The organism is Mesorhizobium sp. M1004, from assembly GCF_040318795.1.
In the GTDB taxonomy this organism is placed as follows: domain Bacteria; phylum Pseudomonadota; class Alphaproteobacteria; order Rhizobiales; family Rhizobiaceae; genus Mesorhizobium.
Map to the genome: position 1 here is coordinate 75,597 of NZ_JAMYNB010000014.1, position 22,841 is coordinate 98,437.

General features: G+C 63.9%; 27 protein-coding genes and 2 pseudogenes. 7 read left to right on the forward strand and 22 right to left on the reverse strand.

Features of this window, described 5'->3' with window-relative positions; genetic code table 11:
• Positions 1-45 precede the first annotated feature (45 nt).
• Positions 46-1,302: a ubiquinone biosynthesis hydroxylase gene (locus tag NKH54_RS25720; protein WP_023732903.1), complete on the forward strand. Its 1,257-nt coding sequence runs from the start codon at positions 46-48 to the stop codon at positions 1,300-1,302.
• 22 nt (positions 1,303-1,324) lie between these two features.
• On the opposite strand, the pseudogene plsY reads toward NKH54_RS25720, so the two are convergent.
• Positions 1,325-1,962, reverse strand: a pseudogene (plsY, locus tag NKH54_RS25725) (glycerol-3-phosphate 1-O-acyltransferase PlsY).
• A gap of 17 nt (positions 1,963-1,979) precedes the next feature.
• The gene (locus tag NKH54_RS25730) at positions 1,980-2,510 is read right to left on the reverse strand and encodes a hypothetical protein (protein ID WP_353029256.1); all 531 of its coding nucleotides are present in this window, start codon (positions 2,508-2,510) and stop codon (positions 1,980-1,982) included.
• Between the two features lie 197 nt (positions 2,511-2,707).
• Here NKH54_RS25730 and NKH54_RS25735 point away from each other — a divergent pair.
• Together NKH54_RS25735 and NKH54_RS25740 are read left to right on the forward strand one after the other, a co-directional pair.
• Positions 2,708-3,298 (forward strand): annotated as a pseudogene (locus tag NKH54_RS25735) (FGGY-family carbohydrate kinase); the annotation flags it as partial.
• Entirely contained in the window at positions 3,295-4,902 is a 1,608-nt protein-coding gene (locus NKH54_RS25740) for a GMC family oxidoreductase (RefSeq protein WP_023730234.1), read from the forward strand. The pseudogene NKH54_RS25735 and the gene NKH54_RS25740, both read left to right, overlap by 4 nt.
• Before the next feature lie 16 nt (positions 4,903-4,918).
• Here the strand turns inward: NKH54_RS25740 and NKH54_RS25745 are convergent, their stop codons facing one another.
• Together NKH54_RS25745 and NKH54_RS25750 are read right to left on the reverse strand one after the other, a co-directional pair.
• The gene (locus NKH54_RS25745; protein WP_353029257.1) at positions 4,919-5,275 is read right to left on the reverse strand and encodes a YciI family protein; all 357 of its coding nucleotides are present in this window, start codon (positions 5,273-5,275) and stop codon (positions 4,919-4,921) included.
• Positions 5,272-5,487 (reverse strand): hypothetical protein, encoded by a 216-nt coding sequence (locus NKH54_RS25750; RefSeq protein WP_023730235.1) that lies wholly within the window; start codon positions 5,485-5,487, stop codon positions 5,272-5,274. The genes NKH54_RS25745 and NKH54_RS25750 overlap by 4 nt, the downstream gene beginning before the upstream one ends.
• Before the next feature lie 219 nt (positions 5,488-5,706).
• Between NKH54_RS25750 and NKH54_RS25755 the strand changes: the two genes are divergently transcribed.
• Positions 5,707-6,132 carry an OsmC family protein gene (locus NKH54_RS25755; protein ID WP_353029258.1) on the forward strand — a complete coding sequence of 142 codons (426 nt, stop codon included), beginning with the start codon at positions 5,707-5,709 and terminating at the stop codon, positions 6,130-6,132.
• 205 nt (positions 6,133-6,337) lie between these two features.
• Here NKH54_RS25755 and NKH54_RS25760 read toward each other — a convergent pair whose 3' ends face one another.
• The 7 genes from NKH54_RS25760 to NKH54_RS25790 form a co-directional block, all read right to left on the reverse strand.
• Positions 6,338-6,970 (reverse strand): YceH family protein, encoded by a 633-nt coding sequence (locus NKH54_RS25760; RefSeq protein ID WP_353029259.1) that lies wholly within the window; start codon positions 6,968-6,970, stop codon positions 6,338-6,340.
• Entirely contained in the window at positions 6,967-7,713 is a 747-nt protein-coding gene (locus NKH54_RS25765) for a nucleotidyltransferase domain-containing protein (RefSeq protein WP_023730237.1), read from the reverse strand. The genes NKH54_RS25760 and NKH54_RS25765 overlap by 4 nt, the downstream gene beginning before the upstream one ends.
• A 65-nt stretch (positions 7,714-7,778) precedes the next feature.
• Positions 7,779-8,558 carry a succinate dehydrogenase iron-sulfur subunit gene (locus NKH54_RS25770; protein ID WP_023670510.1) on the reverse strand — a complete coding sequence of 260 codons (780 nt, stop codon included), beginning with the start codon at positions 8,556-8,558 and terminating at the stop codon, positions 7,779-7,781.
• Between the two features lie 40 nt (positions 8,559-8,598).
• A complete protein-coding gene (gene sdhA, locus NKH54_RS25775) occupies positions 8,599-10,428 on the reverse strand; it encodes a succinate dehydrogenase flavoprotein subunit (RefSeq protein WP_353029261.1) in 1,830 nt (609 codons plus the stop codon).
• Between the two features lies 1 nt (position 10,429).
• A complete protein-coding gene (sdhD, locus tag NKH54_RS25780; RefSeq protein ID WP_023683885.1) occupies positions 10,430-10,828 on the reverse strand; it encodes a succinate dehydrogenase, hydrophobic membrane anchor protein in 399 nt (132 codons plus the stop codon).
• Positions 10,828-11,247: a succinate dehydrogenase, cytochrome b556 subunit gene (gene sdhC / locus NKH54_RS25785; RefSeq protein WP_023683884.1), complete on the reverse strand. Its 420-nt coding sequence runs from the start codon at positions 11,245-11,247 to the stop codon at positions 10,828-10,830. The genes sdhD and sdhC overlap by 1 nt, the downstream gene beginning before the upstream one ends.
• 240 nt (positions 11,248-11,487) lie before the next feature.
• A complete protein-coding gene (locus NKH54_RS25790; RefSeq protein ID WP_023709350.1) occupies positions 11,488-11,958 on the reverse strand; it encodes a hypothetical protein in 471 nt (156 codons plus the stop codon).
• A gap of 252 nt (positions 11,959-12,210) precedes the next feature.
• Between NKH54_RS25790 and NKH54_RS25795 the strand changes: the two genes are divergently transcribed.
• Complete coding sequence (locus NKH54_RS25795; protein WP_023687709.1) at positions 12,211-12,582, forward strand: hypothetical protein; 372 nt, start codon at positions 12,211-12,213, stop codon at positions 12,580-12,582.
• 37 nt (positions 12,583-12,619) lie between these two features.
• Here the strand turns inward: NKH54_RS25795 and NKH54_RS25800 are convergent, their stop codons facing one another.
• Positions 12,620-13,816, reverse strand: a complete 1,197-nt coding sequence (locus NKH54_RS25800) for a GGDEF domain-containing protein (RefSeq protein ID WP_353029262.1) — start codon at positions 13,814-13,816, stop codon at positions 12,620-12,622.
• 163 nt (positions 13,817-13,979) lie between these two features.
• Between NKH54_RS25800 and NKH54_RS25805 the strand changes: the two genes are divergently transcribed.
• Positions 13,980-14,291, forward strand: a complete 312-nt coding sequence (locus NKH54_RS25805; RefSeq protein WP_023670517.1) for a hypothetical protein — start codon at positions 13,980-13,982, stop codon at positions 14,289-14,291.
• Between the two features lie 106 nt (positions 14,292-14,397).
• Here the strand turns inward: NKH54_RS25805 and leuC are convergent, their stop codons facing one another.
• From leuC to rplS, 8 genes are all read right to left on the reverse strand, one after another.
• The gene (gene leuC, locus NKH54_RS25810) at positions 14,398-15,807 is read right to left on the reverse strand and encodes a 3-isopropylmalate dehydratase large subunit (protein WP_023670518.1); all 1,410 of its coding nucleotides are present in this window, start codon (positions 15,805-15,807) and stop codon (positions 14,398-14,400) included.
• Between the two features lie 72 nt (positions 15,808-15,879).
• Positions 15,880-16,089 (reverse strand): hypothetical protein, encoded by a 210-nt coding sequence (locus tag NKH54_RS25815; protein WP_032996200.1) that lies wholly within the window; start codon positions 16,087-16,089, stop codon positions 15,880-15,882.
• Positions 16,086-16,721, reverse strand: a complete 636-nt coding sequence (locus tag NKH54_RS25820) for a class I SAM-dependent DNA methyltransferase (RefSeq protein ID WP_353029263.1) — start codon at positions 16,719-16,721, stop codon at positions 16,086-16,088. The genes NKH54_RS25815 and NKH54_RS25820 overlap by 4 nt, the downstream gene beginning before the upstream one ends.
• Positions 16,722-16,779: 58 nt before the next feature.
• Complete coding sequence (locus tag NKH54_RS25825) at positions 16,780-17,595, reverse strand: amino acid ABC transporter permease (protein WP_023698366.1); 816 nt, start codon at positions 17,593-17,595, stop codon at positions 16,780-16,782.
• Positions 17,596-17,764: 169 nt separating this feature from the next.
• On the reverse strand, positions 17,765-18,565 hold the full coding sequence (locus NKH54_RS25830) for a transporter substrate-binding domain-containing protein (RefSeq protein WP_023726051.1): 801 nt from the start codon (positions 18,563-18,565) through the stop codon (positions 17,765-17,767).
• A 237-nt stretch (positions 18,566-18,802) separates the two neighbouring features.
• Positions 18,803-19,300 (reverse strand): MarR family winged helix-turn-helix transcriptional regulator, encoded by a 498-nt coding sequence (locus tag NKH54_RS25835; protein WP_023683877.1) that lies wholly within the window; start codon positions 19,298-19,300, stop codon positions 18,803-18,805.
• Entirely contained in the window at positions 19,297-19,725 is a 429-nt protein-coding gene (locus NKH54_RS25840; protein ID WP_023670524.1) for an organic hydroperoxide resistance protein, read from the reverse strand. Before NKH54_RS25840 ends, NKH54_RS25835 begins: the two co-directional genes overlap by 4 nt.
• Positions 19,726-19,878: 153 nt before the next feature.
• Entirely contained in the window at positions 19,879-20,439 is a 561-nt protein-coding gene (gene rplS, locus NKH54_RS25845) for a 50S ribosomal protein L19 (RefSeq protein WP_023687704.1), read from the reverse strand.
• 326 nt (positions 20,440-20,765) lie between these two features.
• Between rplS and NKH54_RS25850 the strand changes: the two genes are divergently transcribed.
• Positions 20,766-21,518, forward strand: coding sequence for a sulfite exporter TauE/SafE family protein (locus NKH54_RS25850; protein WP_023683874.1), 753 nt, complete (start codon positions 20,766-20,768; stop codon positions 21,516-21,518).
• On the opposite strand, the gene trmD is transcribed toward NKH54_RS25850, so the two are convergent.
• Both trmD and rimM read right to left on the reverse strand, forming a co-directional pair.
• A complete protein-coding gene (gene trmD, locus NKH54_RS25855; protein WP_023698365.1) occupies positions 21,500-22,198 on the reverse strand; it encodes a tRNA (guanosine(37)-N1)-methyltransferase TrmD in 699 nt (232 codons plus the stop codon). The genes NKH54_RS25850 and trmD overlap by 19 nt on opposite strands.
• Positions 22,195-22,794, reverse strand: a complete 600-nt coding sequence (gene rimM, locus NKH54_RS25860) for a ribosome maturation factor RimM (protein WP_023730247.1) — start codon at positions 22,792-22,794, stop codon at positions 22,195-22,197. The genes trmD and rimM overlap by 4 nt, the downstream gene beginning before the upstream one ends.
• Positions 22,795-22,841 lie beyond the last annotated feature (47 nt).

Below are 22,841 nucleotides of genomic sequence, written 5' to 3' on the forward strand. Positions count from 1 at the left end.
ATGCCCCAGTGGGCGGGGATGGTGGAGACTTCGGAGGGAATTGACATGGCGAACCGCAACCCGGACGCAAAAACCCCGCTCGACGTGCTGGTCGCTGGCGCCGGCTATGTCGGCCTCGCCGCCGCCGTGTCGCTGAAACAGGCGCGGCCGGGCCTCGCCGTGGCGGTCGTTGATGCTGCCCCCGCCGGCGTCTGGCAGAAGGACCGCCGCGCCTCGGCGATCGCCGCCGCCGCCTGCCGCATGCTCGACCAGCTCGGCGTCTGGCAGGAAATCGTCGGGCAATCGCAGGCGATCACCGAGATGATCGTCACCGATTCGCGCACCGCCGATCCGGTGCGTCCGGTGTTTCTCACCTTCGATGGCGAGGTCGCGCCGGGCGAACCGTTCGCCCACATGGTCGCCAACAAGGACCTGAACAGCGCCTTGCGCCGCCGCGCGCAAAAGCTCGGCATCGACATCATCGAAGGTGTCGCGGTCGCATCGTTCGACGGCAATGGCGCCGGCATCACCGTGCATCTGGCCGACGGCGCGGCGATTGAGGCGCGGCTGCTGGTCGCCGCCGACGGCGTCAATTCCAAATTGCGCGACATGGCCGGCATCAAGACGGTGAAATGGGAATATGGCCAGTCCGGCATCGTCTGCACGGTGGCGCATGAGCGCCCGCACAATGGCCGCGCCGAAGAGCATTTTCTGCCGGCCGGCCCGTTTGCAACGCTGCCGCTCAAGCCGACCGAGGACGGCACCAACCGTTCGTCGCTGGTCTGGGTCGAACGTTCCGAGGATGCCGAAAAGCTGGTCTCGGGCGACGACCTCGTCTTCGAGCAGGAGCTTGAATTGCGCTTCGGCCTGAAGCTCGGCGAAATCCGCGTCACCGACAAGCCGCGCGCCTGGCCGCTCGGCCTGACCATCGCGCGCGCCTTCGTCGCCCCGCGCGTAGCACTTGCCGGCGACGCCGCGCACGGCATCCACCCGATCGCCGGCCAGGGCCTCAATCTCGGCTTCAAGGATGTGGCGGCCCTTGCTGAAGTGGTGGTCGAGGCCGATCGCTTGGGACAGGATATCGGCGCGCTCGACGTGCTCGAGCGCTACCAGCAATGGCGCCGCTTCGACACGGTGCAGATGGGCGTCACCACAGATGTGCTGAACCGGCTGTTTTCCAACGACATCGGCCCGCTGCGCCAGCTCCGCGACATAGGCCTCGGCCTTGTCGAACGGATGCCCAGGCTGAAGGAGTTCTTCATCCGCCAGGCGTCGGGGTTGTCCAACGGCACACCACGGCTGCTCAAGGGTGAGGCGATTTAGGCCGGGAATGAGTGCCGCTTTGTCATAGACGCGGCTCGGCTCCTGACATCAGCCGCGCAATGTTGGCGCGGTGGCGCACGATCACGTAGATGCCGCCGGCGATGACCAGCAACCGGTAGGGCAATGGTTGCTCCATGCCGCCGACGAGGGCGATCGCGGTGAGCGCCGCCAGCATCGAACTCAGGGACACAATTCGGGAAACTGCCAACACCACGGCAAATGCCGTCGCCGCGCCTAGACCCACAGGCCAGGACATCGCCAACAAAACACCCAACCCCGTCGCAGCCGATTTGCCGCCGGTGAAATTCAGCCAGATCGAACGGCTATGCCCAAGCAAAACAGCGAGTCCGGCCAGGCATACAACCCAAGGAGCCCAAACGGGCATATCAATATTGCCGACGGCGGCGTTGCGGAAGACCAGAAACAAAACCAACGGGCAAAGATGACCGCTGCCGCCCCTTTCAGCACGTCCACCAGAAGCACCACCAATGCTGGCCATTTCCCGAGTGTGCGCAATACATTTGTCGCACCGGTGGACTTGGAGCCGTGCTCCCGGATATCGATGCCCTTAAGCAGTTTCCCCGCCAGGTAGCCGGCAGGCGTAGAGCCGATAAGGTAAGCGGCAGCCGATCCTACCACGCTCGCTATCCAGAATGACATGCGGCCCGGGCTGTTTCTCAGTTGACCTCAAACCCCAGCTTCTGCCGCAGTCGCAGCATGCGTTGGTCGGCGACCTTGAAACTCTGCTCGCCGCTCTTGGCAACACGATCCAGCATCTGCAGCAGATCTTCGCGCTCGTGGGGATCGAGGCGCTCGCGCAGGAAGGGCGCCAGCTTGTCGATGACGATCGTCGTATCGTCGATCTGCGCCGCGGCCCATTTGGCGTAGACGACGGCTTCATCGGTCTTCTTCTGGTTGTCCGCAATCTGCGAGATCACCTCGCGGATAACCGTTTCGCGCTTCGGCAGGATCTGACCATGCTCCGCCGCGATTGCCATGATCAGCGTTGCTGCCGCCACCACCGGATCGTCGATCGCCGTCAGCGGCGACAGCGCCGCCTGCTTGCGCAGCTTCTTGCGCCTTATGTTGCCCTGGACGCGGCCGACGACGTCGGCGACCTCGCGCGCGGCTTCGTTCATGGCCTTCATGCGATACCACCAGAACGCCCCGGCTCCCAGCACGCCGAGAATAGCAATCAGGAAAGGCATGTCGAATTCCCCCGAAAATTGCGGCGACGATAGGAGAACTCCGGCGTTGCTTCAACACGCAAGAATTGTATCTGATGAGAAAACAGAGCTGGCCCCCTAATCATCCAGACGCCGAGATCGGGCGTCCTGGGTTCAGGTCGCTCGTCACGGGCACTAATGATGCAACCGCTTAGCGATAACGCCGACTTCGCGTCGAGCGCGGTGCCCATTATGACGATCCGTTCGGCCACTGCAACGCGGCTGTCGGCGCGGTGACGCCAACCTGGGACGATCCGATGTTCCACCCGTTTCTCTACGGGTCGGGACAAGGGGCGGAGTTCCGCGCCGGCTTCTACGGCCTCGCCGGCTGGCATAGGGAAGGCCATATGCTGCGCGCGCTGTTCGAGGGCGTGATGTTCGAGCACCGGCGCCACATCAATGTCCTGAAGGACGCCGGTGTCAGCTTCGACAAGGCGGTGCTGTCCGGCGGCGGTTCGCGCAGCGAGCACTGGCCGCAAATCTTCGCCGACGGGCTTGGCGTGCCGATCACCGTCCCTGAAGCACGCGAGACCGGCGCACTCGGTGCGGCGATCGGCGCCGGGGTCGCGGCCGGCCTGTTCGCCGACTACGAGGCCGGCGTCGACGCCATGACCCGGTCAAGCGCCGCCTATCGTCCGAACCCGGCCATGCAGGACCATTACAACAGGCGTTGTCGCGCCTATTGCGGCCTTGCCGATACGCTGCGATCGTTCTGGGCCGAACAGGCGGCAGAACCGAGTAGAACACCGCCGAGTAAACCACCGCAATGACCCAACGGCTCGATGGCGACTACGACTACATCATCGTCGGCGCAGGCACGGCGGGCTGCGTGCTGGCCAATCGGCTGAGCGAAAACCCGGCGACGCGCGTGCTGCTGCTCGAGGCCGGCGGCAGCGACAATTACCACTGGGTGCACATCCCCGTCGGCTATCTCTATTGCATCGGCAATCCGCGCACCGACTGGATGATGAAGACTGCCCCCGAAGCCGGCCTGAACGGCCGCTCGCTGCTCTATCCCCGGGGCAAGGTGTTGGGCGGCTGCACCTCGGTCAACGGCATGATCTACATGCGGGGACAGGCGGCGGACTATGATGGCTGGCGGCAGATGGGCAATGTCGGCTGGGGCTGGGACGATGTGCTGCCCTATTTCCTCAAATCCGAGGACCATCATGGCGGCAAGACCGAGCTGCACGGTTCCGGCGGCGAATGGAAAGTGGCGCGGCAACGCCTGTCCTGGCCGATCCTGAACACCGTGCAGGAGGCGGCCAAGGAATTCGGCATCATGCCGCGCGAGGATTTTAACGACGGCGACAATGAGGGGTCCGGCTTCTTCGAAGTCAACCAGAGCAAGGGCGTGCGCTGGAACACAGCCAAGGCATTCTTGCGCCCGGCGCTGCGACGGCCGAACCTCAGGCTGGTCGTCAACGCCCATGTCGAGACGGTGTTGTTCGAGGGCAAGCGTGCTATCGGCGTTTGTTATCGCGTCGGCGGCCAAACCATCGAGGCAAAGGCCAGGAGCGAGGTGCTGCTGACCGCCGGTTCGATCAACACGCCGAAACTGCTGGAGCTTTCCGGGGTCGGCGAGCCGGATCGCCTCGCCGCGCTCGGCATCGATGTGGTTCACGCCAGCCCCGATGTCGGCGAGAACCTTCAGGACCATCTGCAGATCCGCACTGTCTACAAAGTGTCGTCGGCGCTGACGCTCAACACGCTAGCCAACAGCCTGAGCGGCAAGGCGAAGATCGCGCTGCAATATGCCTTTGGCCGCTCGGGACCGATGTCGATGGCGCCGAGCCAGTTCGGCATGTTCTCGAAATCCGATCCGTCGATGGCGACGCCGGACCTGGAGTACCACGTCCAGCCCTTGTCTACCGACCGGCTGGGCGACCCGCTGCACCCGTTCCCGGCAATCACCATGTCGGTCTGCAATTTGCGCCCCGACAGCCTCGGCTCCGTGCATGCCACGACGCGCGAGCTGGCAGTGCAGCCCGATATCCGGCTGAACTACCTCTCGACGGTGCGCGACCGCGAGATCGCGCTGCGCTCGGTGCGCCAGGCGCGCAGCATCATGACCGCCAAGGCGCTTGCCGGTTTCCAGCCGGAGGAGATCCTGCCGGGCCTCACCCACCAGTCCGATGATGACCTGCTGCACCAGATCGGCTCGATCGCCACGACCATCTTCCACCCGGTCGGCACCTGCCGGATGGGCATCGATGACCGCGCCGTCGTCAGCCCGGACCTGCGCGTGACCGGTGTCGAGGGCCTGCGCGTCGTCGACGCCTCGATCATGCCGCGCATCGTCTCCGGCAACACCGCCTCGCCAGTGGTGATGATCGCCGAGAAGGCGGCGGATATGATCCGCCGGCCTGCATGACCTCGCCGCTGCTGCCTTACGACCCCGGCACGTCGTAGATCGCCCTGACTTCGACGGTGCCGATTTCGGCCAGCGGAATTTTGCCGGCGATCTCCAGCGCCTGTTCGAGAGTGTCGGCTTCGATCATGACGAAACCAAGCAACTGCTCCTTGGTTTCGGCAAACGGACCGTCAGTGATCAGCCGCTTGCCTTGGCGCCGCCGCACCGTCTTCGACGTCTTCACCGATTGCAGCGCCTGCGCGATGATCAGCTTGCCTTGCTGGTCCAATGACCGGTCATAGGCCATCGAATCGGAGTCGAGCTTGGCCAGACGCTCCGGCGTCATGGCATGGAGGTCCTTTTCCTCGCCGTAGACCAGACAGACATATTTCATTTCCAGCTCCCTTGCTGTGACGACCCATAGGCGATCACGGCGCCGGCGGCATCCTTGCCGGCAGCAGCGTGGTCGAGCACGCAGACCGCAATGCCGATCACGGCGACCGCAGCAAGCAGCCGGCCGAAGCCGGAAGATCGCGAGCACTCGATCTCGCGTAGACGCGCGCTTTTGTCGGCGTCGTTCCAATGGGCAGAAAACAGATTGTTCATCTTGGATCTCCATCCGCCACGAGAATCCGTGGACGCTCGCAGGACGGCCGGCGCCGATGCAAGTCGACATTTTTGCACGCACATTTTTTCAGAAGAATTTGCAGGGCACGCCGGCGTCGCATCCGGCCGAAACAGCGCGGTGGTCTTCCCCTGCCGCCGCGCTATAGTTGGAGGGAACGCCGCGTGGCCGGCGCTGTCGCTGTAATCAAGGAGAATTCTATGGACCGTACCGCAAACGCCGTCTGGAAAGGCAATCTGAAGGAGGGCACGGGCACGCTCGAGAGCCAGAGCGGCACCTTGAAGGGCACGCCCTATTCGTTCAAGGCTCGCTTCGAGGACGAGAGCGGCAAATCCGGCACCAATCCCGAAGAGTTGATCGCGGCGGCACACGCCGGATGCTACGCCATGCAGCTGTCGCATTTCCTGGCCGAGAACGGCACGCCCGCCACCGAGCTCGACGTCAAGGCGGTGGTGACGCTGGTCCCCGGCACCGGCATCACCGGCAGCGCCATCACCCTGATCGGCAAGGTACCGGGCATCGATGCGGCGAAGTTCAAGGAATTGGCCGAGAAGGCCAAGGCCGAATGCCCGGTTTCGAAGGCGCTCGGCGCCATCAAAGTGTCGCTCGACGCGAAACTGGGGTGATCCGCCGATTTTGCCCGGGGTAGCGATTCTTCGCGCCCCCCTCTGCCCTGCCGGGCATCTCCCGGGGAGATTGGAAGCTCGGTAGCTGGCACTCTTCTTTCGACGTTCGTAATTGGCGAAGGCCGGCGTGACATCTGATCTCCCCACTTGAGGGGGAGATGGCCGGCAGGCCAGAGGGGGTGCTGTCCCGCCGACGTCTCGGATACTATTGGGCGCCCAGCGCATCAAGCCGGGCGCGAAGGGCTGCGACTTCCTGCTCCAGAGCCTCCAATCTCGCTTCCAGGTCGGAAGCAGGCAAGGCCGGCGAGCTCCGCTGCACCGAAAACGCCGCGACGTCCACCGGTCCTGCGAGCAGATGCATAAAACGGTCCTCGCGCTGCCCCGGCCCGCGCGGTATTTCCTGGACGAGCGGCGGGCGGCGGCCGATCAGCATGTCGAGTTCGCCACGCAGGTCCTCGACGGACGAAAACCGCGCCATGCGCTCAGCTCGCGCCAGCAACTCATGCGCCGTCTGCGGCCCGCGCAGCAAAAGCAGGCCGATCACCGCGGTCTGCGGCGTGGTCAGCGAGAAGCGCTGCGCCATCTGATGCTCATAGCGCTCGACGCGCGAGCCGAACATCTGACGCACCAGCCCCTTCTGCTCGAGCAGCTTGAGAGTCCGATGCACCTCCGTCTGCTCCAGCGCCATGACAGGCTCGCGCGCCGTCTTCTGGTTGGCGGCTGCAAGTGCTGCATTCAGCGTCAGCGGATAGACATCCGGCGTCAGCTCCTTCTTCTCGATCAGGCAGCCGAGCACACGGGCTTCGACGGGATTGAGAATGGGAAGGTCATCGCTCATTGAAGTTCAGCCTCCCGGCGGTAAAATTCGGTTGCAAGGGCATGTTTGCGCGCTTGGCCGGCTTTGTCCCTGACGGGGCCGACTAGGTTCATTTCGTGGTGACCATAGCGGGCTTCGAGATAGCGCGCGATTGCGGTCGGGATGAGGCCCGAGCCCATCTCCCGCGTCCGGCTTTTGCGCTCGATCAGGCCGCGGATTTCGTCGCTGGCTTGAGCCGGTATCTCGGTCTGATCGAGGCATTCGCCAAGGTTCATCGGCGGCAGGCTGGCAAAGCCGCGCTGTTCCATCCAGTCGAGCGCCACGAGCGGGCGGATCAGATAGAACAGCTTCTTCAGCTTCACCTCGCCGGAGAAACTGCCGATCTTGGCGACATGCGAACGCGCAAGGCCGAGATAGTGGTGCGATACCTTCGCCGGATCGACGATCTCGGCCAGCAAATCGAGAAGGCGCTGGCGAAACCCCGAAACCTCCTCATAGACGATCGGCGACTTCGCCCATTCGACTATGACGGCATTGCCGCCAAGCGCCAGCAGCAACGCCTTGCGTAGATCCCAGCCGCCGGCATCGATCTCGCCTTCGATCGGAAACTCGATCACATCGCGCGCCTGCTGCAGCACGAGGTGATCGGTTACCGGTCTGATATAGACAAAGCGGCAGTCATAATCGCTGTCGGGAGACGGAAACCCCCAGGCGCGGCTGCCGCTTTCGATGGCAAACAGGATTTTTACAGGCTGGCTTCGCACCAGATCGAGGCGGGCGCGCAGCGCCGCGACGGCGTCCGGCGAAAAGTCGGCGGGTAGCGGCGGCGTCAGACTCTGCGCTCCACCATCATCTTCTTGATCTCGGCAATCGCCTTGGCCGGGTTGAGCCCCTTCGGGCAGGTCTGGGCGCAGTTCATGATGGTGTGGCAGCGGTAGAGCCGGAACGGGTCTTCGAGATCGTCGAGCCGTTCGCCCGTGGCTTCGTCGCGGCTGTCGATCAGCCAGCGATAGGCCTGCAGCAGCGTCGCCGGGCCGAGATAGCGGTCGCCGTTCCACCAATAGCTCGGGCACGAGGTCGAGCAGCAGGCGCATAGGATGCACTCGTAGAGCCCGTCGAGCTTTTCGCGGTCCTCATGGCTCTGCAGCCATTCCTTGGCTGGCTCTGGCGACACTGTCTTCAGCCATGGCTGGATCGAGGCGTGCTGGGCGTAGAAATTGGTGAGGTCGGGCACCAGGTCCTTGACCACCTGCATATGCGGCAGCGGGTAGACTTTGACGGCGCCGGAAATGTCGTCGCAGCCCTTGGTGCAGGCCAGCGTGTTGGAGCCATCGATGTTCATGGCGCAGGAGCCGCAAATGCCTTCGCGGCAGGAGCGGCGCAACGCCAGCGTCGGGTCGATCTTGTTCTTGATCCAGAGCAGCGCATCGAGCACCATCGGCCCACAATCGTCCATATCGACGAAATAGGTGTCGATGCGCGGGTTCTCGTCATCGTCGGGCGACCAGCGGTAGATGCGGTATTCCCGCAGGTTGGTGGCGCCCTCCGGCTTCGGCCAGGTCTTGCCCGGCTGCACCTTGGAGTTCTTGGGAAGCGTTAGTTCGACCATTACCTCTGGTCCTTTCGGATGACGGGCTTCGGCACCATGGTCAGTACACCCTGGCCTTCGGCGCGATCTTGGCAAGGCTGATGCCGCCGTCCTTTTCCGCCACCAGCGGCTCGGTGTGCACGGGACGATAGCTGAGGCTCACCTGGCCGTCCTCGCTTAGCCGACCCAGCGTATGCTTGCGCCAGACAATGTCGTCGCGGGCCGAAAAATCTTCGCGCGCATGCGCGCCGCGGCTCTCCTTGCGCGCCTCGGCGCCGTAGACCGTGGTGATGGCGTTGGCCATCAGATTTTCCAGCTCCAGCGTCTCGACCAGGTCGGAATTCCAGATCATCGAGCGGTCGGAGACTTTCAGGTCCTTGAGCTCGGTCCATATCTGCGAAATGCGCTTGCAGCCGTTTTCGAGCGACTCCTGTGTGCGGAACACGGCGGCGTCTTCCTGCATCGCCTTCTGCATTTTCTCACGCAGAACAGCGGTTGGCGTCGAGCCATTGGCGTGGCGCAGCCGGTCGAAGCGGTCCATGATGTTTTCGACCGAGGCTTCGTTGGGCGAAGGGATCGCCGAATTACGGTCGATGACCTGGCCGGCGCGGATTGCGGCGGCGCGGCCGAACACCACCAGATCGATCAACGAGTTCGAGCCCAGCCGGTTGGCGCCGTGCACGGAGGCACAGCCGGCCTCGCCGACCGCCATCAGCCCGGGTGACACCCGGTCAGGATTCTCGACCGTCGGGTTCAGCACCTCGCCCCAGTAATTGGTCGGCACGCCGCCCATATTGTAGTGCACCGTCGGCAGCACCGGGATCGGCTCCTTGGTCAGGTCGACGCCGGCGAAAATCCTGGCCGATTCCGAAATGCCCGGCAGCCGCTCATGCAGCACGGCCGGATCGAGATGGTCGAGATGCAGGAAAATATGGTCCTTGTTCTTGCCGACCCCGCGGCCTTCGCGGATCTCCAGCGTCATGCAACGCGAGACGACGTCGCGCGAGGCCAGGTCCTTGGCCGACGGCGCGTAGCGTTCCATGAAGCGCTCGCCCTCGGAATTGACGAGATAGCCGCCCTCGCCGCGCGCGCCTTCGGTAATCAGGCAGCCGGCGCCGTATATGCCTGTCGGATGGAACTGCACGAACTCCATGTCCTGCAGCGGGAAGCCCGCCCGTGCCGCCATGCCGCCGCCGTCGCCTGTACAGGTGTGCGCCGACGTCGCCGAGAAATAGGCGCGGCCATAGCCGCCGGTCGCCAGCACCACCATCTTGGCGGAGAAGCGATGGATGGTGCCGTCGTCGAGGTTCCAGGCGACGACGCCGGTGCAGGTGCCGTCCGGCTCCATGATCAGGTCGAGCGCAAAATACTCGATGAAGAACTGGGCATTGTTCTTCAGCGACTGGCCGTAGAGCGTGTGCAGGATGGCGTGACCGGTGCGGTCGGCGGCAGCACAGGTGCGCTGCACCGGCGGGCCGTCGCCATAATTCATCATGTGGCCGCCGAACGGCCGCTGGTAGATCTTGCCCTCTTCGGTGCGCGAGAACGGCACGCCGTAATGCTCGAGCTCGTAGACCGCCGCCGGTGCCTCGCGCACCAGATATTCCATGGCGTCGACGTCGCCCAGCCAGTCCGAACCCTTGACGGTGTCGTACATGTGCCACTGCCAGGAGTCCGGACCCATGTTGGACAGCGACGCGGCAATGCCGCCTTGTGCCGCCACCGTGTGCGAGCGGGTCGGGAACACTTTGGTGATGCAGGCCGTGCGCAGGCCCTGCTCGGCCATGCCGAGCGTGGCGCGCAGGCCGGCGCCGCCGGCGCCGACGACCACCACGTCGAACTTGTGGTCGACAAAGGTATAGCCGGTGGCCGATTTCGCGTCCTTGGCCAAATCAGCCTCCGAATGCCAGTTTGAGCAGGGCGAAGATCGAGGCGACGCCGACCGCTATGGTGAAAAACGTGCTGAGTGCGATCAGCGCCAGCTTCATGCCTTCGGCATGCACGTAATCCTCGATAATGACCTGCATGCCGACACGCATATGGGTGAGACCGGAAACGAGCACCAGCGCCAACACCAGCGCCACGAACGGACTGGCGAGCGCCGCCCGCACCTCGGCGAAGCCGGCGCCATTGAGCGCGATCAGGAACCCGACGAAGAACAGTATCAGGGGGATGTTGGCAATGGCCGTCAGCCGCTGTCGCCAGAAATGCCCGGTGCCTTCGCGGGCCGAGCCCAGACCGCGGACCTTGGCCAGCGGCGTGCGCATATCGTTGTTGTTCGTGCCGCTCATCACAAGGTTCCCCGCGCCATGTAGCCGGCGACCCAGATCAGCAGCGTGAGCAGGATGGAACCGGCGAGCGTCGCCCAGGCGATCTTCGATGCCGTGTGTTTCTCCAGCCCGGCGCCGGTGTCCCAGACGAGATGGCGCACGCCGCCCAGCATGTGGTGCATCAGCGCCCAGGTGTAGCCGAACAGGATGAGCCGGCCGAGCCAGGTGCCGAAGGCCCAGTTGATCCAATCGAAAGCGCCTTGCGAACTCGCCGCCGCCATCAGCCACGCGGCGACCAGCAGCGTGCCGAAATACAGCGCCCCGCCAGTGATGCGGTGAATGATCGACATCGTCATGGTGATCGGTGGGCGGTAAATCGTCAGGTGCGGCGAGAGCGGCCGTTCACGTCTGGCGGTTCGGGTGGCTGGTGATTTGCTCATGGCTGCCCCAGTTCGATGTCCGGAGCCGCGGTGGAAAGCGGCACTTACCGCCTCGATATATGACTTCAGACAGCCGGTTTCTAATGCTCTTTTTGCACCGCGTCAAAGCCGGAAAATCGTTTTGAAAACGTCATTTAGTCTGACAAAAGGCTGCTGTTTCGCTTCAATCGATTTGGCCACCGTCGAAAGCCGGCGCACCGTTCGCTGCAGTGCGGCATTTCCTTTGCAATCGACGCCAGGCTATCGTTTGCAGGTCTGTGGTGTCGAGCCCCTCTTCATCACCAGCGCCTCGCGCGCGTCGATCACGATTGCGTCATGCGACGCGGCTTCCTGGTAGCGGCTGGACTGGTTGGCGGGTGATGCGGCAAACTCCTCGGTCGTGCCATCGGGCCTGACAACGCGCAACGCCGTGCCGAGGTTCTGGATGGTGATCATGCCGCCATTGCCGCATCTGTAAGTTGCCGTGCCGACAGCAGACCGCGGCGCGGTAAGGTCGGTGACGATCTTGGCTGAAGGTGCGGCAGGCGCTGTCGGAGCCGTTGCGGAAGCCGGGGGCGCCACAGGTGCGGCGGACTGCTGAGCCGGCACGGGCGCGACAGTGGGTGGTACGGTATTCACCGCCGTCGGCGCGCCGTTCTGCGGCACGCAGGCTGCGGCAGTCAGCAAGGGGATCGACAACAGCGTCACCCGAAACGTCCGGCGTAACGCCATATGCTGTCCTCCTGCGCGGCTAACTAGCCGCGATGTTCCACCAAGATCAAGCTCACCCGACGTCAGCGTAGTTGTGTGCGTCGCGGCCGATGGTGCGGGCAAGCATGGCCGAATGATGACGCCCGGGTTTCCATCCCGTCGGATATTAACCATGTTTGGCGAGAGATCGCCGCCGGATGCGCCTGCCCTCTTAACAAAGGTTAAGAAAAGGTTAATTTCCGATTCGATCGGGTCCACAGCAGAGAGGACACCATGCTTTCGAATTCAGGAAGAGCGCGCCTTGCGGCGCTTGTGCTGGCGACAGCCAGTCTCGGCTTCGCCGCCCCGGCAATGGCCTGGTCGCGCCATCATGACCGCGTCTATGCCGATTCCCTAGGCAATCTCGTCATCGACAGCGCCGCCGGCTACAAGCGCATCATTGTCGGCCAAGGCAGGCTGGCCAAGAAATTGTCCGACTACACCAGCGCCGGGCAGCCGGAAGCGGAACCGGAAGTCCTTTATGAAGACGAGGCGGATCACATCTCCAGGCGTGGCTGCTACCAGCCGCCGGTGTTCGTGAAGGGCCGCTCCTATATGTACGGCCTCTCCGATGGCGAAATGCCCAACCTCAGCCCTTGCCGCTGATGATCCGGCACGGCCGAGAGGCCGTTTAAGCGAGACGCTAACCGACGCTGCCTGTATCCGGGATGAACACCGTTTCCGCCCGCTCATAGGACAATCGCACACTGTCGCGGCCGTTCTTCTTGGCCTTGTAGAGCGCTTCGTCGGCGCGCCGCATCAGCGGCTCCAGCCCTTCGTCGCCGGTGCGCGCCGCGACGCCGAAGCTCGCGGTCACCCTGGTGCCCGGCGGCAACCCGTCGACACTGCCGGCCGAATAGTGCGTGCGCACGGCTTCGGCAAACAGCCGCGCCGTGGCAAGATCGCTCAGCGACAGAAGCACAGCGAACTCCTCGCCGCCGATGCGGCCGGCAACCGCACGCGTGCCGGCGGCCGCGCGAAGCTTGGCGGCGAAGTCGGCGATCACCTGGTCGCCCGCGGCATGTCCGTATTTGTCGTTGAGCGCCTTGAAGTGATCGAGATCGGCCAGCACCAGCGCGACCGGCACCTTGGTAACAGCGCAATGCTGCAGCACCAGCAAGGCGCGCTCCTCGAAACCCCTGCGGTTGAGCAGGCCAGACAGCGGATCGGTGTGCGTCTCGGTCTTCAGCGCCTTCATCACGTCGAGCGCAGCTGCCGAGAACAGGCAGAGCGCGATCAGCAACGACAGCAGCGCGTGCGACAAAAGCGCCGTCGTCCAGTAGGACGAGCCATAAAACCCGTCATAGCTGGTGAACGGCCCGTGCGAGATGACGACGAGCAGCGTGCGGCCGATAAAGTTCAGCCCGGACAGCAGCGACAGTACGAACAGGATTTTTTCCGTCGGGCCGTTCTTGCGCACGGCGCGCAGCTCGGCGGCGACCAGCAGGCTGAGGCCGCCAAAGCCGAAATTGATCGACAGGATGCGCCAAGTCAAGTCCGGCTGGACGAACAGGAACCAGCAGAATGCCACCATCCCGCCACCCGCCAGAATGCCGATCGCGATATAGGGCACGCGCCTGCCGTAGCGTGAGATGATCGCACCGACGAGGCAACAGGCGGCAAGCGTGAAGCAGAGGTTGGAGACCAGCTTGGTCAGCACCATGCCGCCGGGCAGCGTGAAATACTGCAGCAGGAAGCCGGGCGCGGACACGCAATAGCTCGTGCCGAGCACAGCCAGATAGGGCCGGTGGCGCTGATAGAACCATAGCACGAGGAACGCCGCGCCGAGCGCCAGCGCGATCGTCGGATTGAGCAGCGCTATGAACAGGCCGGTGTCCAAAGGACGGTGACTTCCCCGCTTGACGTCAGGGAAGACCTTAGAGCGCAAGCCCCAACAAGCGGTTAAGCCGGGACGAATATGCAAGTCGCCACTGATGAAGCTGCTGCACGGAACCGGGACCTGAGGCAGGCGTTTCGTGACAGCAATCAAGGAGAAGTTATTCATGGCCGACACGATCACGCTGACCGACCACGAAGCAATTCGCTCATGGGCCGCAGGGCGCGCCGGATTTCCGGCGATCGTCGATGTATCGCCCGAAACCGGAACGCAGCCGTTGCTGAGGCTCGTCTTCGGCCAGCACGCCTATCAGGACCAGGATCAACCTGAACGCCCGGTCAACGCAGGCGGCTACGAGCTGGTCGAATGGGACGAGTGGTTCAAGATCTTCGACGAGCGCGAACTGGCGCTGGTGGTCGCGGCCGACGAACCCGGCAGCCGGGAGGAATTTCATGAAATCATCCGGCGTGCCGGCTAGGGCATATACCCCAAGGGTCTTAGAGCGGCGCGCATTAAACAAAACCCCGAACGGTTTTGCCGTTCGGGGTTTGCATAAGCTCAGATCAGGCTTGAAACAGTCTGCGCTATTTCCAGTCGCGGATGTCGACGAAATGGCCGGCGATCGCCGCCGCCGCCGCCATCGCCGGCGACACCAGATGGGTGCGGCCCTTGAAGCCTTGCCGGCCCTCGAAATTGCGGTTCGAGGTCGAGGCGCAGCGCTCATGCGGCTTCAGCCGGTCGTCGTTCATGGCCAGGCACATCGAGCAGCCCGGCTCGCGCCAGTCGAAACCGGCGGCAATGAAGATCTTGTCGAGACCCTCGGCCTCCGCCTGTTCCTTGACCAGACCGGAGCCCGGCACGATCATCGCATCGACATGCGCACTCACCGTCTTGCCTTCGACCACCTTGGCCACCGCACGCAGATCCTCGATGCGGCCATTGGTGCAGGAGCCGATGAAGACGCGGTCGAGCGTGATGTCGGTGATCTTCGTGCCCGGCGTCAGCCCCATATAGTCGAGCGCGCGGATCTTTGACGTCCGCTTGTTCTCGTCCGTGATCTCTTCCGGATTGGGAACGACGCCCTGCACCGAAACGACGTCCTCGGGCGAGGAACCCCAGGAGACGATCGGCGGCAGCTTGGCCGCGTCGAGCACGATCACCTTGTCGAAATGCGCGCCCTCGTCGGACTGCAGCGTCTTCCAGTATTCGAGCGCGGCGTCCCACGACGCGCCCTTCGGCGCGCGCGGCTTGCCCTTGACATAGGCGAAGGTGGTTTCGTCGGCCGCGATCAGGCCGGCGCGCGCGCCGCCCTCGATCGACATGTTGCAGATCGTCATGCGGCCTTCCATCGACAGCGCGCGGATCGCCTCACCGGCATATTCGATGACATAGCCGGTGCCGCCGGCGGTGCCGATCTCGCCGATGATGGCGAGGATAATGTCCTTGGCGGTGACGCCTTCCGGCAACTGGCCATCGACACGCACCAGCATGTTCTTGGCCTTGCGCTGGATCAGCGTCTGCGTCGCCAGCACATGCTCGACCTCGGAGGTGCCGATGCCATGCGCCAGTGCGCCGAAGGCGCCATGCGTCGAGGTGTGGCTGTCGCCGCAGACGATCGTCATGCCAGGCAGCGTGAAGCCCTGCTCCGGCCCGATGATGTGGACGATGCCTTGGCGGATATCGTTTTCGGAGTAATATTCGACGCCGAAATCCCTAGCGTTCTTGGCCAAGGCCTCGACCTGGATGCGGCTTTCCTCGTTCTTGATGCCGAATTTGCGCTCGGGCGAGGTCGAGACATTGTGATCGACCACGGCCAGCGTCTTTTCCGGATGCCGGACTTTTCTGCCGGTCATGCGCAGACCCTCGAAGGCCTGCGGGCTGGTCACTTCATGGACGAGATGGCGGTCGATGTAGAGCAGACAGGTGCCATCATCCTGGCGATCGACGACATGGTCGTCGAAAATCTTGTCGTAGAGGGTGCGCGGTGCGCTCATGTGCGTAAATCCGTCGATTTGCAAAAAGGGGAAGGGCAGACGCGCCGAAGCCTTCGGCCCGGCGAAAGCGGCTTAGCTAAGTCGGCTGGTGAGCGCGCCGGAAATGCGCGAAGAGAAACGCGACGGCAGGCGTTTTCGGTCCTGCAGCACGAAACCCTTATAGGCCGGATCGCCAAAAAGCTCTTCCATGGCGTGGCTCATACCAATGTTTTCGGTTTTCGGCAATTGCGGCGTGTTTTCGCTTCTCCCCTTGTGAGAGAAGGCGAAGAGGGCGGCGCTCAAAGCACCTCGAACACAAAAGTCTTTACCAACGCATCCGGCTCGGCGATCGCATAGCAGCGGAACCATGGGCTTTGCTCGACCGGCTGCCATTTCCCGGCCCGTTCCAGCCCGTCGAACACGTCCTGGAAGCCGCCGCTTTCGAAAACCTGGTCGCGCACGGTGAAGATGGCGTGGCCGCCTTTCCTGGTGATGCGGACAAGCTCGTGCAGGCCGGACGCCGGCGCATGGCCGATGGTGAACACGCCAGTCGACAGAAAGGCGCGGAAATGCCCGTCCGGCCAGGGTAGCGGCCCGCCGAGCATGGCCTGCTTCAGATCGCCATAGGCATTGCGGCTGCCGGCGATCTTCAGCATGTCGTCGGAGAGGTCGAGGCCGGCAATGTCGTGATAACCCAGCGCCTTCAATGACGGGCCTGACAGGCCGGTGCCGCAGCCGGCGTCGAGCAGCGGGCCTTCACCCACCTTCACATGGCGCGCCACCCAGGCGGTGATCAGGAACGGCAGCAGATAGCCGAGCGAAGCGGTCTCGCCGTCATAGGTCGCGGCCCAGTCTGCATAGGCCTTGGCCAGCCCTTCCGGCGTGTCGGCCGAATAGACGGTACCCAGCGCCGCATTGGCCTTGTCGATCGTCATCGCCTGCATCCTCCGGAATCCTGTCCTCCGCGATCGTAGCCGTGCCCGCGTCGGACTTCTATTCCTGCTGCGCCCGCCGCAGTCGTTGCTCCAGCCCCCGCAGCGCCAGCGACAGGCTGACGGTGAGGATGAGATAGATATAGGCGACGATCGAATAGGTCTCGAAGAAGCGGAACGAGCCGGCGGCGTAGATCTTGCCCATCTGCGTGATGTCGGCGACGCCGAGCACCGAGACCAGCGAGGAATCCTTGACCATGGCGACGAAGTCATTGCCGAGCGGCGGCAGGATGGTGCGGATCGCCTGTGGGAAGACGATCAGCCGGAAGCGCTGCGTGCGCGTCAGCCCGAGCGCCTTGGCAGCCTCGATCTGGCCTTTCTCGACTGACTGGATGCCGGCGCGGAAGACCTCGGAGATGAAGGCGGAATAACCGATGGTCAGCGCCATGATCGCACGCCACAACAGCGACACGTCGCGCACCAAAAGCTCGCCGAGATAGCCGGCGTTTTGCAGCGGCGCGGTCAGCGCATTCCACGCAGCCACGAAGGCCGGCGCGCCGGCGAAGGCGATCCAGAACAACAGCACCAGGATCGGCACGCCGCGGATGATCTCGACATAGAAACGAGCGATCTGCTTGAGCCAACGCGACCCCGACAACCCCATCAGCGCAATGCCGAGCCCGACGGCGGAAGCCAGCGCGAAGGCGACCACGGTGACAAGAATGGTGATGCCGATGCCTTTGGCGACGGTGGCAAAAACCTGGGCGTAGAGATCGCTGGCGGCAATGGAGAGCGCAGCGACGACGGCGAGCGCGATCGCGGCGGCAAGCCACCAGGGGAAATCGGATTTGAGAGTCGAAGCGGGGGGCGTGGCCATCAGGGCGCTTCACCCTCCCCCTTGTGGGGAGGGTCGGCGAACAAGCTTTGCATCGCAAAGCTGGTGAGCCGGGGTGGGGGTCGTGACAAAGCGCCGGCGCTGGCACCCCCACCCCGCTCCGCTTCGCGGATCGACCCTCCCCACAAGGGGGAGGGTAAGGAGTCGGACATCACTGCCCCATCTTGTAGTCGAGAAACCACTTCTTGTTCAGCGCCTCGATCGTGCCGTCGGCCTTCAGCGCCGCGATCGCCGCGTTGACCGGCTTCACCAGGTCCGAGCCCTTCGGGAAGATGAAGCCAAAATCCTCGGTGCCGAGCGGGCCGCCGATCAGCTTGAGCTTGCCGCCGGAGGCATCGACATAGCCTTTGCCGGCGGTGCCGTCGGTCAGGACGACATCGACGTCGCCGGATTTCAGTGCCTGCACCGAAGCGCCGAAGGTCTCGAACTGCTTGATGCGCGGGTTCTGCTCATTGCCGTCGAGCACGCTGTAGACGGCGGTGTAGAACGGCGTCGTTCCGGCCTGCGCGCCGATCAACCCGTCCTTGAAGGCGGCGAAGGTCTTGGCGTCGGTGAAGCGGCTTTCATCGGCGCGCACCAGCATGAACTGCTCCGAACGCATATAGGGGTCGGAGAAATCGACCTTCTCCTTTCGGTCGTCCTTGATGGTGATGCCGGTCATGCCAATGTTGTACTGGTTGTCGGAAACCGCCTGGATCATCGCGTCCCAGGAGGTGTTCTGGTACTCCACCTCGAAGTTCAGCCGCTTGGCGATTTCGTCCATCGCGTCATACTCCCAGCCGATCTGCTTGCCGGTCTTGGCGTCGATGAACTGCAGCGGCGGATAGGCGTTTTCCGTCACCACCACGACCTTCTTGCCGCCGAGATCGGGCAGCGCATCGGCCGCCCATGCAGCGACGGGCGCGAGGAAACAGGCCGCGAGGGCGGCCAGCAGCAGCTTCGATTTGGTCATGACACGCTCCAGGATGAGAAGCCCGCTTGCAGCCGGGCTCGCATGAAAATCCAGGCACGACTTTAGCCGTCCGCAGACGGCTTGCAAGCCGGTCCGGTGCTCAGCGTCCGGTGAAAGCGGATTCCAATGCCTTCAACCAACGCGGTTTTAGAACGCCCCGTGGTCGGAATTTATTCCGTGATTGCGCCGCCGGCAAACCAGGCCCCTCCTGGACACGGGAACCCGTCAGATGACGGATCAGGATGGTGACGTAGCCTCACGCAGCTTGGCGACAAATCCGGTCAAGGTCCGGTGCAGCGACTTCAGCTCCTCGACTTCCAGCGGCATGGCGCAGGCAAGGCCTGCGGATACGTCCTTGATGCGGGCGCGCAGCGCCTGGCCCTTGGCAGTCGGTTCGACCAGCACGCGGCGCTCGTCGGCCGGATCGCGACGGCGGGTGACGAGACCAGCCGCTTCCATCCGCTTGAGCAGAGGCGTCAATGTCGCCGAATCCAGCCCCAGCGCCTCGCCGAGTTCGCCGACCGTGCTCGGCGCATGCTGCCACAGCGCCAGCATCGCCAGATATTGCGGATAGGTCAGGCCGAGCGGGTCAAGCAGCGGCCGATAGAGCTTGGTCATCAGCCCGCTCGCCGAATAGAGCGCGAAGCAAAGCTGCTGGTCGAGGCGCGGAACGGCGATCCTCCCGGCGGTGTCCGCCGGGACTTCGCTGGCCCTGGTTTCGGTCTTCGTCGTCATGCTGCCTTTGCCGGAAGCGCCACGGTCGAAAGCGCCACCTCGACATTGCCTTTGATCGCATTGGAATAGGGGCAAATCTGATGCGCGGCCGATACAAGCGCTTCTGCCGCCGCCTGATCAAGGCCTTTGGTCTCGGCGGCCAGTGCGACACCAAGTTTGAAGCCTTCACCATTGGGAAGCAGGCTGACGGTGGCGCTCACCGCCGCATCGTCCAGCGGCAGCTTCTGCTTGCGCGCGACGAAGCGGATGGCGCTTTCGAAGCAGGCGGCATAGCCGACCGCGAACAGCTGCTCGGGATTGGTGGCGCCACCCTGTCCGCCGAGCTCCTTCGGCAAAGCGAGGTCGACCTTCAGCAGGCCGTCGCTGGTCTCGCCGTGGCCGGCGCGGCCGCCGGTGACGCGAGCCTGTGTGGTGTAGAGTGCCATGTCAGTTCTCCATTTTATTTGTACACTATCATTTAGTGTACAAGATAATTCGAGTCAACAGCCATGGCCAAACTCTCGGCCGGCAATCGTTCACAGTCTGGTGAAACGAAAAAAGGCGGCCGAAGCCGCCTTTTCAAAATCCTTGGACCAGGTTTATTCGGCCGGGGTCGCTTCCGCCGCCTTTGCAGCCTCGTCGGCGGCCTTGGCGGCTTCGTCGACGGCCTTCTTCTCGGCAGCTTCCTTGGCGGCCGTCTCGGCGGCCAGCGCCTGGGCAGCGGCAACCTTCTCGGCTTCGATGCGGGCCTTCTCGGCGTTCAGCGCGTCGCGCTCCTCATCGTTGAGCTTGCGGGCGCGCACGCCGGTGTTTTCCGAAATACGGGCCGACTTGCCGCGACGGTCGCGCAAATAATAGAGCTTGGCGCGGCGCACCTTGCCGCGGCGCACGATCTCGACGCCTTCGACCATCGGCGAGTAGACCGGGAAAACGCGCTCGACGCCTTCGCCGTAGGAGATCTTGCGGACGGTGAAATTTTCCTGGAAGCCGGCGCCGGCGCGGGCGATGACGACGCCCTCATAGGCCTGGACGCGGGTGCGGGTGCCTTCGGTCACGCGGACCTGGACGCGCACGGTGTCGCCGGGCTGAAACTCGGGAAGCTTGCGCTTGGCTTCGATCTTGGCGGCCTGTTCGGCCTCGAGCTGACGGATGATATCCATCTCAAAAGTCCACTTCTTGTTCTTCCGACAGTCAGAGCGTCCGACACTCGCCTTGCAGTTCCATTGACCGCTCGGCTATGCCCTTTGTCCCCGAGACATCTTGTCTTCGAAACATTGGGCAGGGGCGACTACACCGTCATTGTTGACGGGTCCGGGAGATTTTTCTCGCCAGTACGGGCGGGCACATACAGCTATTTCACTGACTTGTCACGCCTTGGCCCTGTCTTTTTTGGTCGCATGCCACCACGCAATCGTCCAGTGCAGGGTTGCGCCGGCCCTTCAAGCTTCCTAATCCGGGAGCAGCACACTTGTCCGGCGGCCTCACAATGTCTGTTTTCGACGCAGTCCTGCTCTTCCTCGCGGGTTTTCTGTCAGGCGCCGTCAACGCGGTTGCCGGCGGCGGCACCTTCATAACCTTCGGCGCCATGACGCTGGCCGGCCTGCCGCCGATCGTCGCCAACGCCACGTCCTCGGTAACGCAGTTTCCCGGTTACATCACCTCGACGCTGGCTTACTGGACCGACATCAAGCATTTCTGGCGCGGCGCGCTGCTGCTTTGCCTGATCTCGGCTTTGGGCGCGCTGGCTGGTGCGCTCATCCTGCTGGCGCTCTCAAATCCGTCGTTCCGCGCCCTCGTGCCGTGGCTGCTGCTGGCCGCAACCGCCTTGTTCGCCGCCGGGCCGTGGCTGAAACCAACGCCGAAGCCTGGGCATGAAGCCACGGTCGGCTCTCTGGCCGGTTCGCTGGCGCAGTTCGCTACCGCCATCTATGGCGGCTTCTTCGGCGCCGGCATGGGCGTCATGATGCTGGCGACGCTCGGCCTGACGCAATCCGGCGACTATCACCGGCTGAACGCGCTGAAGAACATGCTGGCCGTGGTCATCGCCGCCGTTGCCATACTGGTCTTCGTTTCCGGCGGCGTTGTTGCCTGGCCTCAGGCAATCGTCATGATCCCCGGCGGCGCGCTCGGCGGCTATGCCGGCGTCTGGATCGCCAAGCGCGTGCCGCAAAACGCAGTACGCGGCTTCGTCATCGCCGTCGGCCTGTTTCTCGCCGTCTACTATTTTGCCAAGGGCTGAGCGGCGAGCAAATCCGGCCGGCGCTCCCTGGTCAGCTTCTCGGACTCGGCGCGCCGCCACGCGGCGATCTTCTTGTGATTACCGGAGACCAGCACGTCGGGGATGGGGCGGCCTTCGAACTCCTGTGGCCGCGTGTAATGCGGGTGTTCGAGCAGGCCGTTCTCGAAACTTTCTTCCTCGCCCGACACCGCATTGCCCATGACGCCGGGCAACAGCCGCACAACGGCGTCGAGCAGCACGAGCGCCGCCGGCTCGCCGCCCGACAGGATGAAATCGCCGATGGAGACCTCTTCCAGTCCACGCGCCTCGATCAGCCGCTGGTCGACGCCCTCGAACCGGCCGCAAACGATGACGGCGCCTGGCCCGCCAGCCAGTTCGCGCACGTGCGCCTGCGTCAGCGGCTTTCCACGCGGGCTCATCAGCAAACGCGGCCGCGGATCGCCCGCCGGCGACGTGTGGTCGATCGCCTTGGCCAGCACATCGGCGCGCATCACCATGCCGGCGCCACCGCCGGCCGGCGTGTCGTCGACGGTGTGATGGCGATCGCTGGCGAAGTCGCGGATCTGGATAGCTTCCAGCGACCATGTCCCGACTGCGAGCGCCCGTCCGGCCAGCGACAGGCCTAGCCCGCCCGGAAACATCTCGGGATAGAGCGTCAGCACCGACGCCTTGAACGTCACCGGTTGCCTCCGGCTTCGCGCGGCCCGCGCGGTCGGCCCTTCGCGTCGAAATCTTCTTCGCGCGGCGCGTCGCCATCCTCATCCTCGACAAGGCCGGCGGCTGCCGGGTCGACGCGGAGAAAACCTTCGGCGATCGAAACCTGAGGCACGGCGGCCTGGGTGAACGGGATCAGCACGCCTTTGCGCCCGCCGAGGGTAACGTCGAGAATGTCGCCGCCGCCGAAATTATGCACCGCCACCACCTTGCCGATGACCGCGCCCTTATCGTCGCGGACTTCAAGTCCGACGAGATCGGCGTGGTAGAATTCGTCCTCCTCGCCATCGTCGGGCAGCATCGAGCGGTCGACGAACAGCTCGGTTCCGGCCAGCGCCTCGGCGGCGTTGCGGTCGGCAATGCCCTTGAAGCGCACCACCACGACGGTGTTGGCGGGCCTTATGTCGGTGATCTGGAAAACGCGGCCGTCCTTGGCATAGAGCGGCCCATAATCGGCCAGCGCCATCGGCTCGCCAGTGAAAGTCTTCACCCGCAATTCGCCCTTGATGCCGTGGGCGGCGCCGATCACGGCCATTTGCACGGGGTTCTGGGGCTTCGACATGGCTGATATCCTTTGCCCTGCTCTAACGCCCTACCGGCGTCATTTCA

Excerpts from the sequence above, each read along its gene's own strand:
- NKH54_RS25720 (WP_023732903.1), top strand. The coding sequence starts at position 46 with ATGGCGAACCGCAACCCGGACGCAAAAACCCCGCTCGACGTGCTGGTC.
- NKH54_RS25730 (WP_353029256.1), bottom strand. The coding sequence starts at position 2,510 with ATGCCTTTCCTGATTGCTATTCTCGGCGTGCTGGGAGCCGGGGCGTTC.
- NKH54_RS25740 (WP_023730234.1), top strand. The coding sequence starts at position 3,295 with ATGACCCAACGGCTCGATGGCGACTACGACTACATCATCGTCGGCGCA.
- NKH54_RS25745 (WP_353029257.1), bottom strand. The coding sequence starts at position 5,275 with ATGAAATATGTCTGTCTGGTCTACGGCGAGGAAAAGGACCTCCATGCC.
- NKH54_RS25750 (WP_023730235.1), bottom strand. The coding sequence starts at position 5,487 with ATGAACAATCTGTTTTCTGCCCATTGGAACGACGCCGACAAAAGCGCG.
- NKH54_RS25755 (WP_353029258.1), top strand. The coding sequence starts at position 5,707 with ATGGACCGTACCGCAAACGCCGTCTGGAAAGGCAATCTGAAGGAGGGC.
- NKH54_RS25760 (WP_353029259.1), bottom strand. The coding sequence starts at position 6,970 with ATGAGCGATGACCTTCCCATTCTCAATCCCGTCGAAGCCCGTGTGCTC.
- NKH54_RS25770 (WP_023670510.1), bottom strand. The coding sequence starts at position 8,558 with ATGGTCGAACTAACGCTTCCCAAGAACTCCAAGGTGCAGCCGGGCAAG.
- sdhD (WP_023683885.1), bottom strand. The coding sequence starts at position 10,828 with ATGAGCGGCACGAACAACAACGATATGCGCACGCCGCTGGCCAAGGTC.
- sdhC (WP_023683884.1), bottom strand. The coding sequence starts at position 11,247 with ATGAGCAAATCACCAGCCACCCGAACCGCCAGACGTGAACGGCCGCTC.
- NKH54_RS25790 (WP_023709350.1), bottom strand. The coding sequence starts at position 11,958 with ATGGCGTTACGCCGGACGTTTCGGGTGACGCTGTTGTCGATCCCCTTG.
- NKH54_RS25795 (WP_023687709.1), top strand. The coding sequence starts at position 12,211 with ATGCTTTCGAATTCAGGAAGAGCGCGCCTTGCGGCGCTTGTGCTGGCG.
- NKH54_RS25805 (WP_023670517.1), top strand. The coding sequence starts at position 13,980 with ATGGCCGACACGATCACGCTGACCGACCACGAAGCAATTCGCTCATGG.
- leuC (WP_023670518.1), bottom strand. The coding sequence starts at position 15,807 with ATGAGCGCACCGCGCACCCTCTACGACAAGATTTTCGACGACCATGTC.
- NKH54_RS25820 (WP_353029263.1), bottom strand. The coding sequence starts at position 16,721 with ATGACGATCGACAAGGCCAATGCGGCGCTGGGTACCGTCTATTCGGCC.
- NKH54_RS25825 (WP_023698366.1), bottom strand. The coding sequence starts at position 17,595 with ATGGCCACGCCCCCCGCTTCGACTCTCAAATCCGATTTCCCCTGGTGG.
- NKH54_RS25830 (WP_023726051.1), bottom strand. The coding sequence starts at position 18,565 with ATGACCAAATCGAAGCTGCTGCTGGCCGCCCTCGCGGCCTGTTTCCTC.
- NKH54_RS25835 (WP_023683877.1), bottom strand. The coding sequence starts at position 19,300 with ATGACGACGAAGACCGAAACCAGGGCCAGCGAAGTCCCGGCGGACACC.
- NKH54_RS25840 (WP_023670524.1), bottom strand. The coding sequence starts at position 19,725 with ATGGCACTCTACACCACACAGGCTCGCGTCACCGGCGGCCGCGCCGGC.
- rplS (WP_023687704.1), bottom strand. The coding sequence starts at position 20,439 with ATGGATATCATCCGTCAGCTCGAGGCCGAACAGGCCGCCAAGATCGAA.
- NKH54_RS25850 (WP_023683874.1), top strand. The coding sequence starts at position 20,766 with ATGTCTGTTTTCGACGCAGTCCTGCTCTTCCTCGCGGGTTTTCTGTCA.
- rimM (WP_023730247.1), bottom strand. The coding sequence starts at position 22,794 with ATGTCGAAGCCCCAGAACCCCGTGCAAATGGCCGTGATCGGCGCCGCC.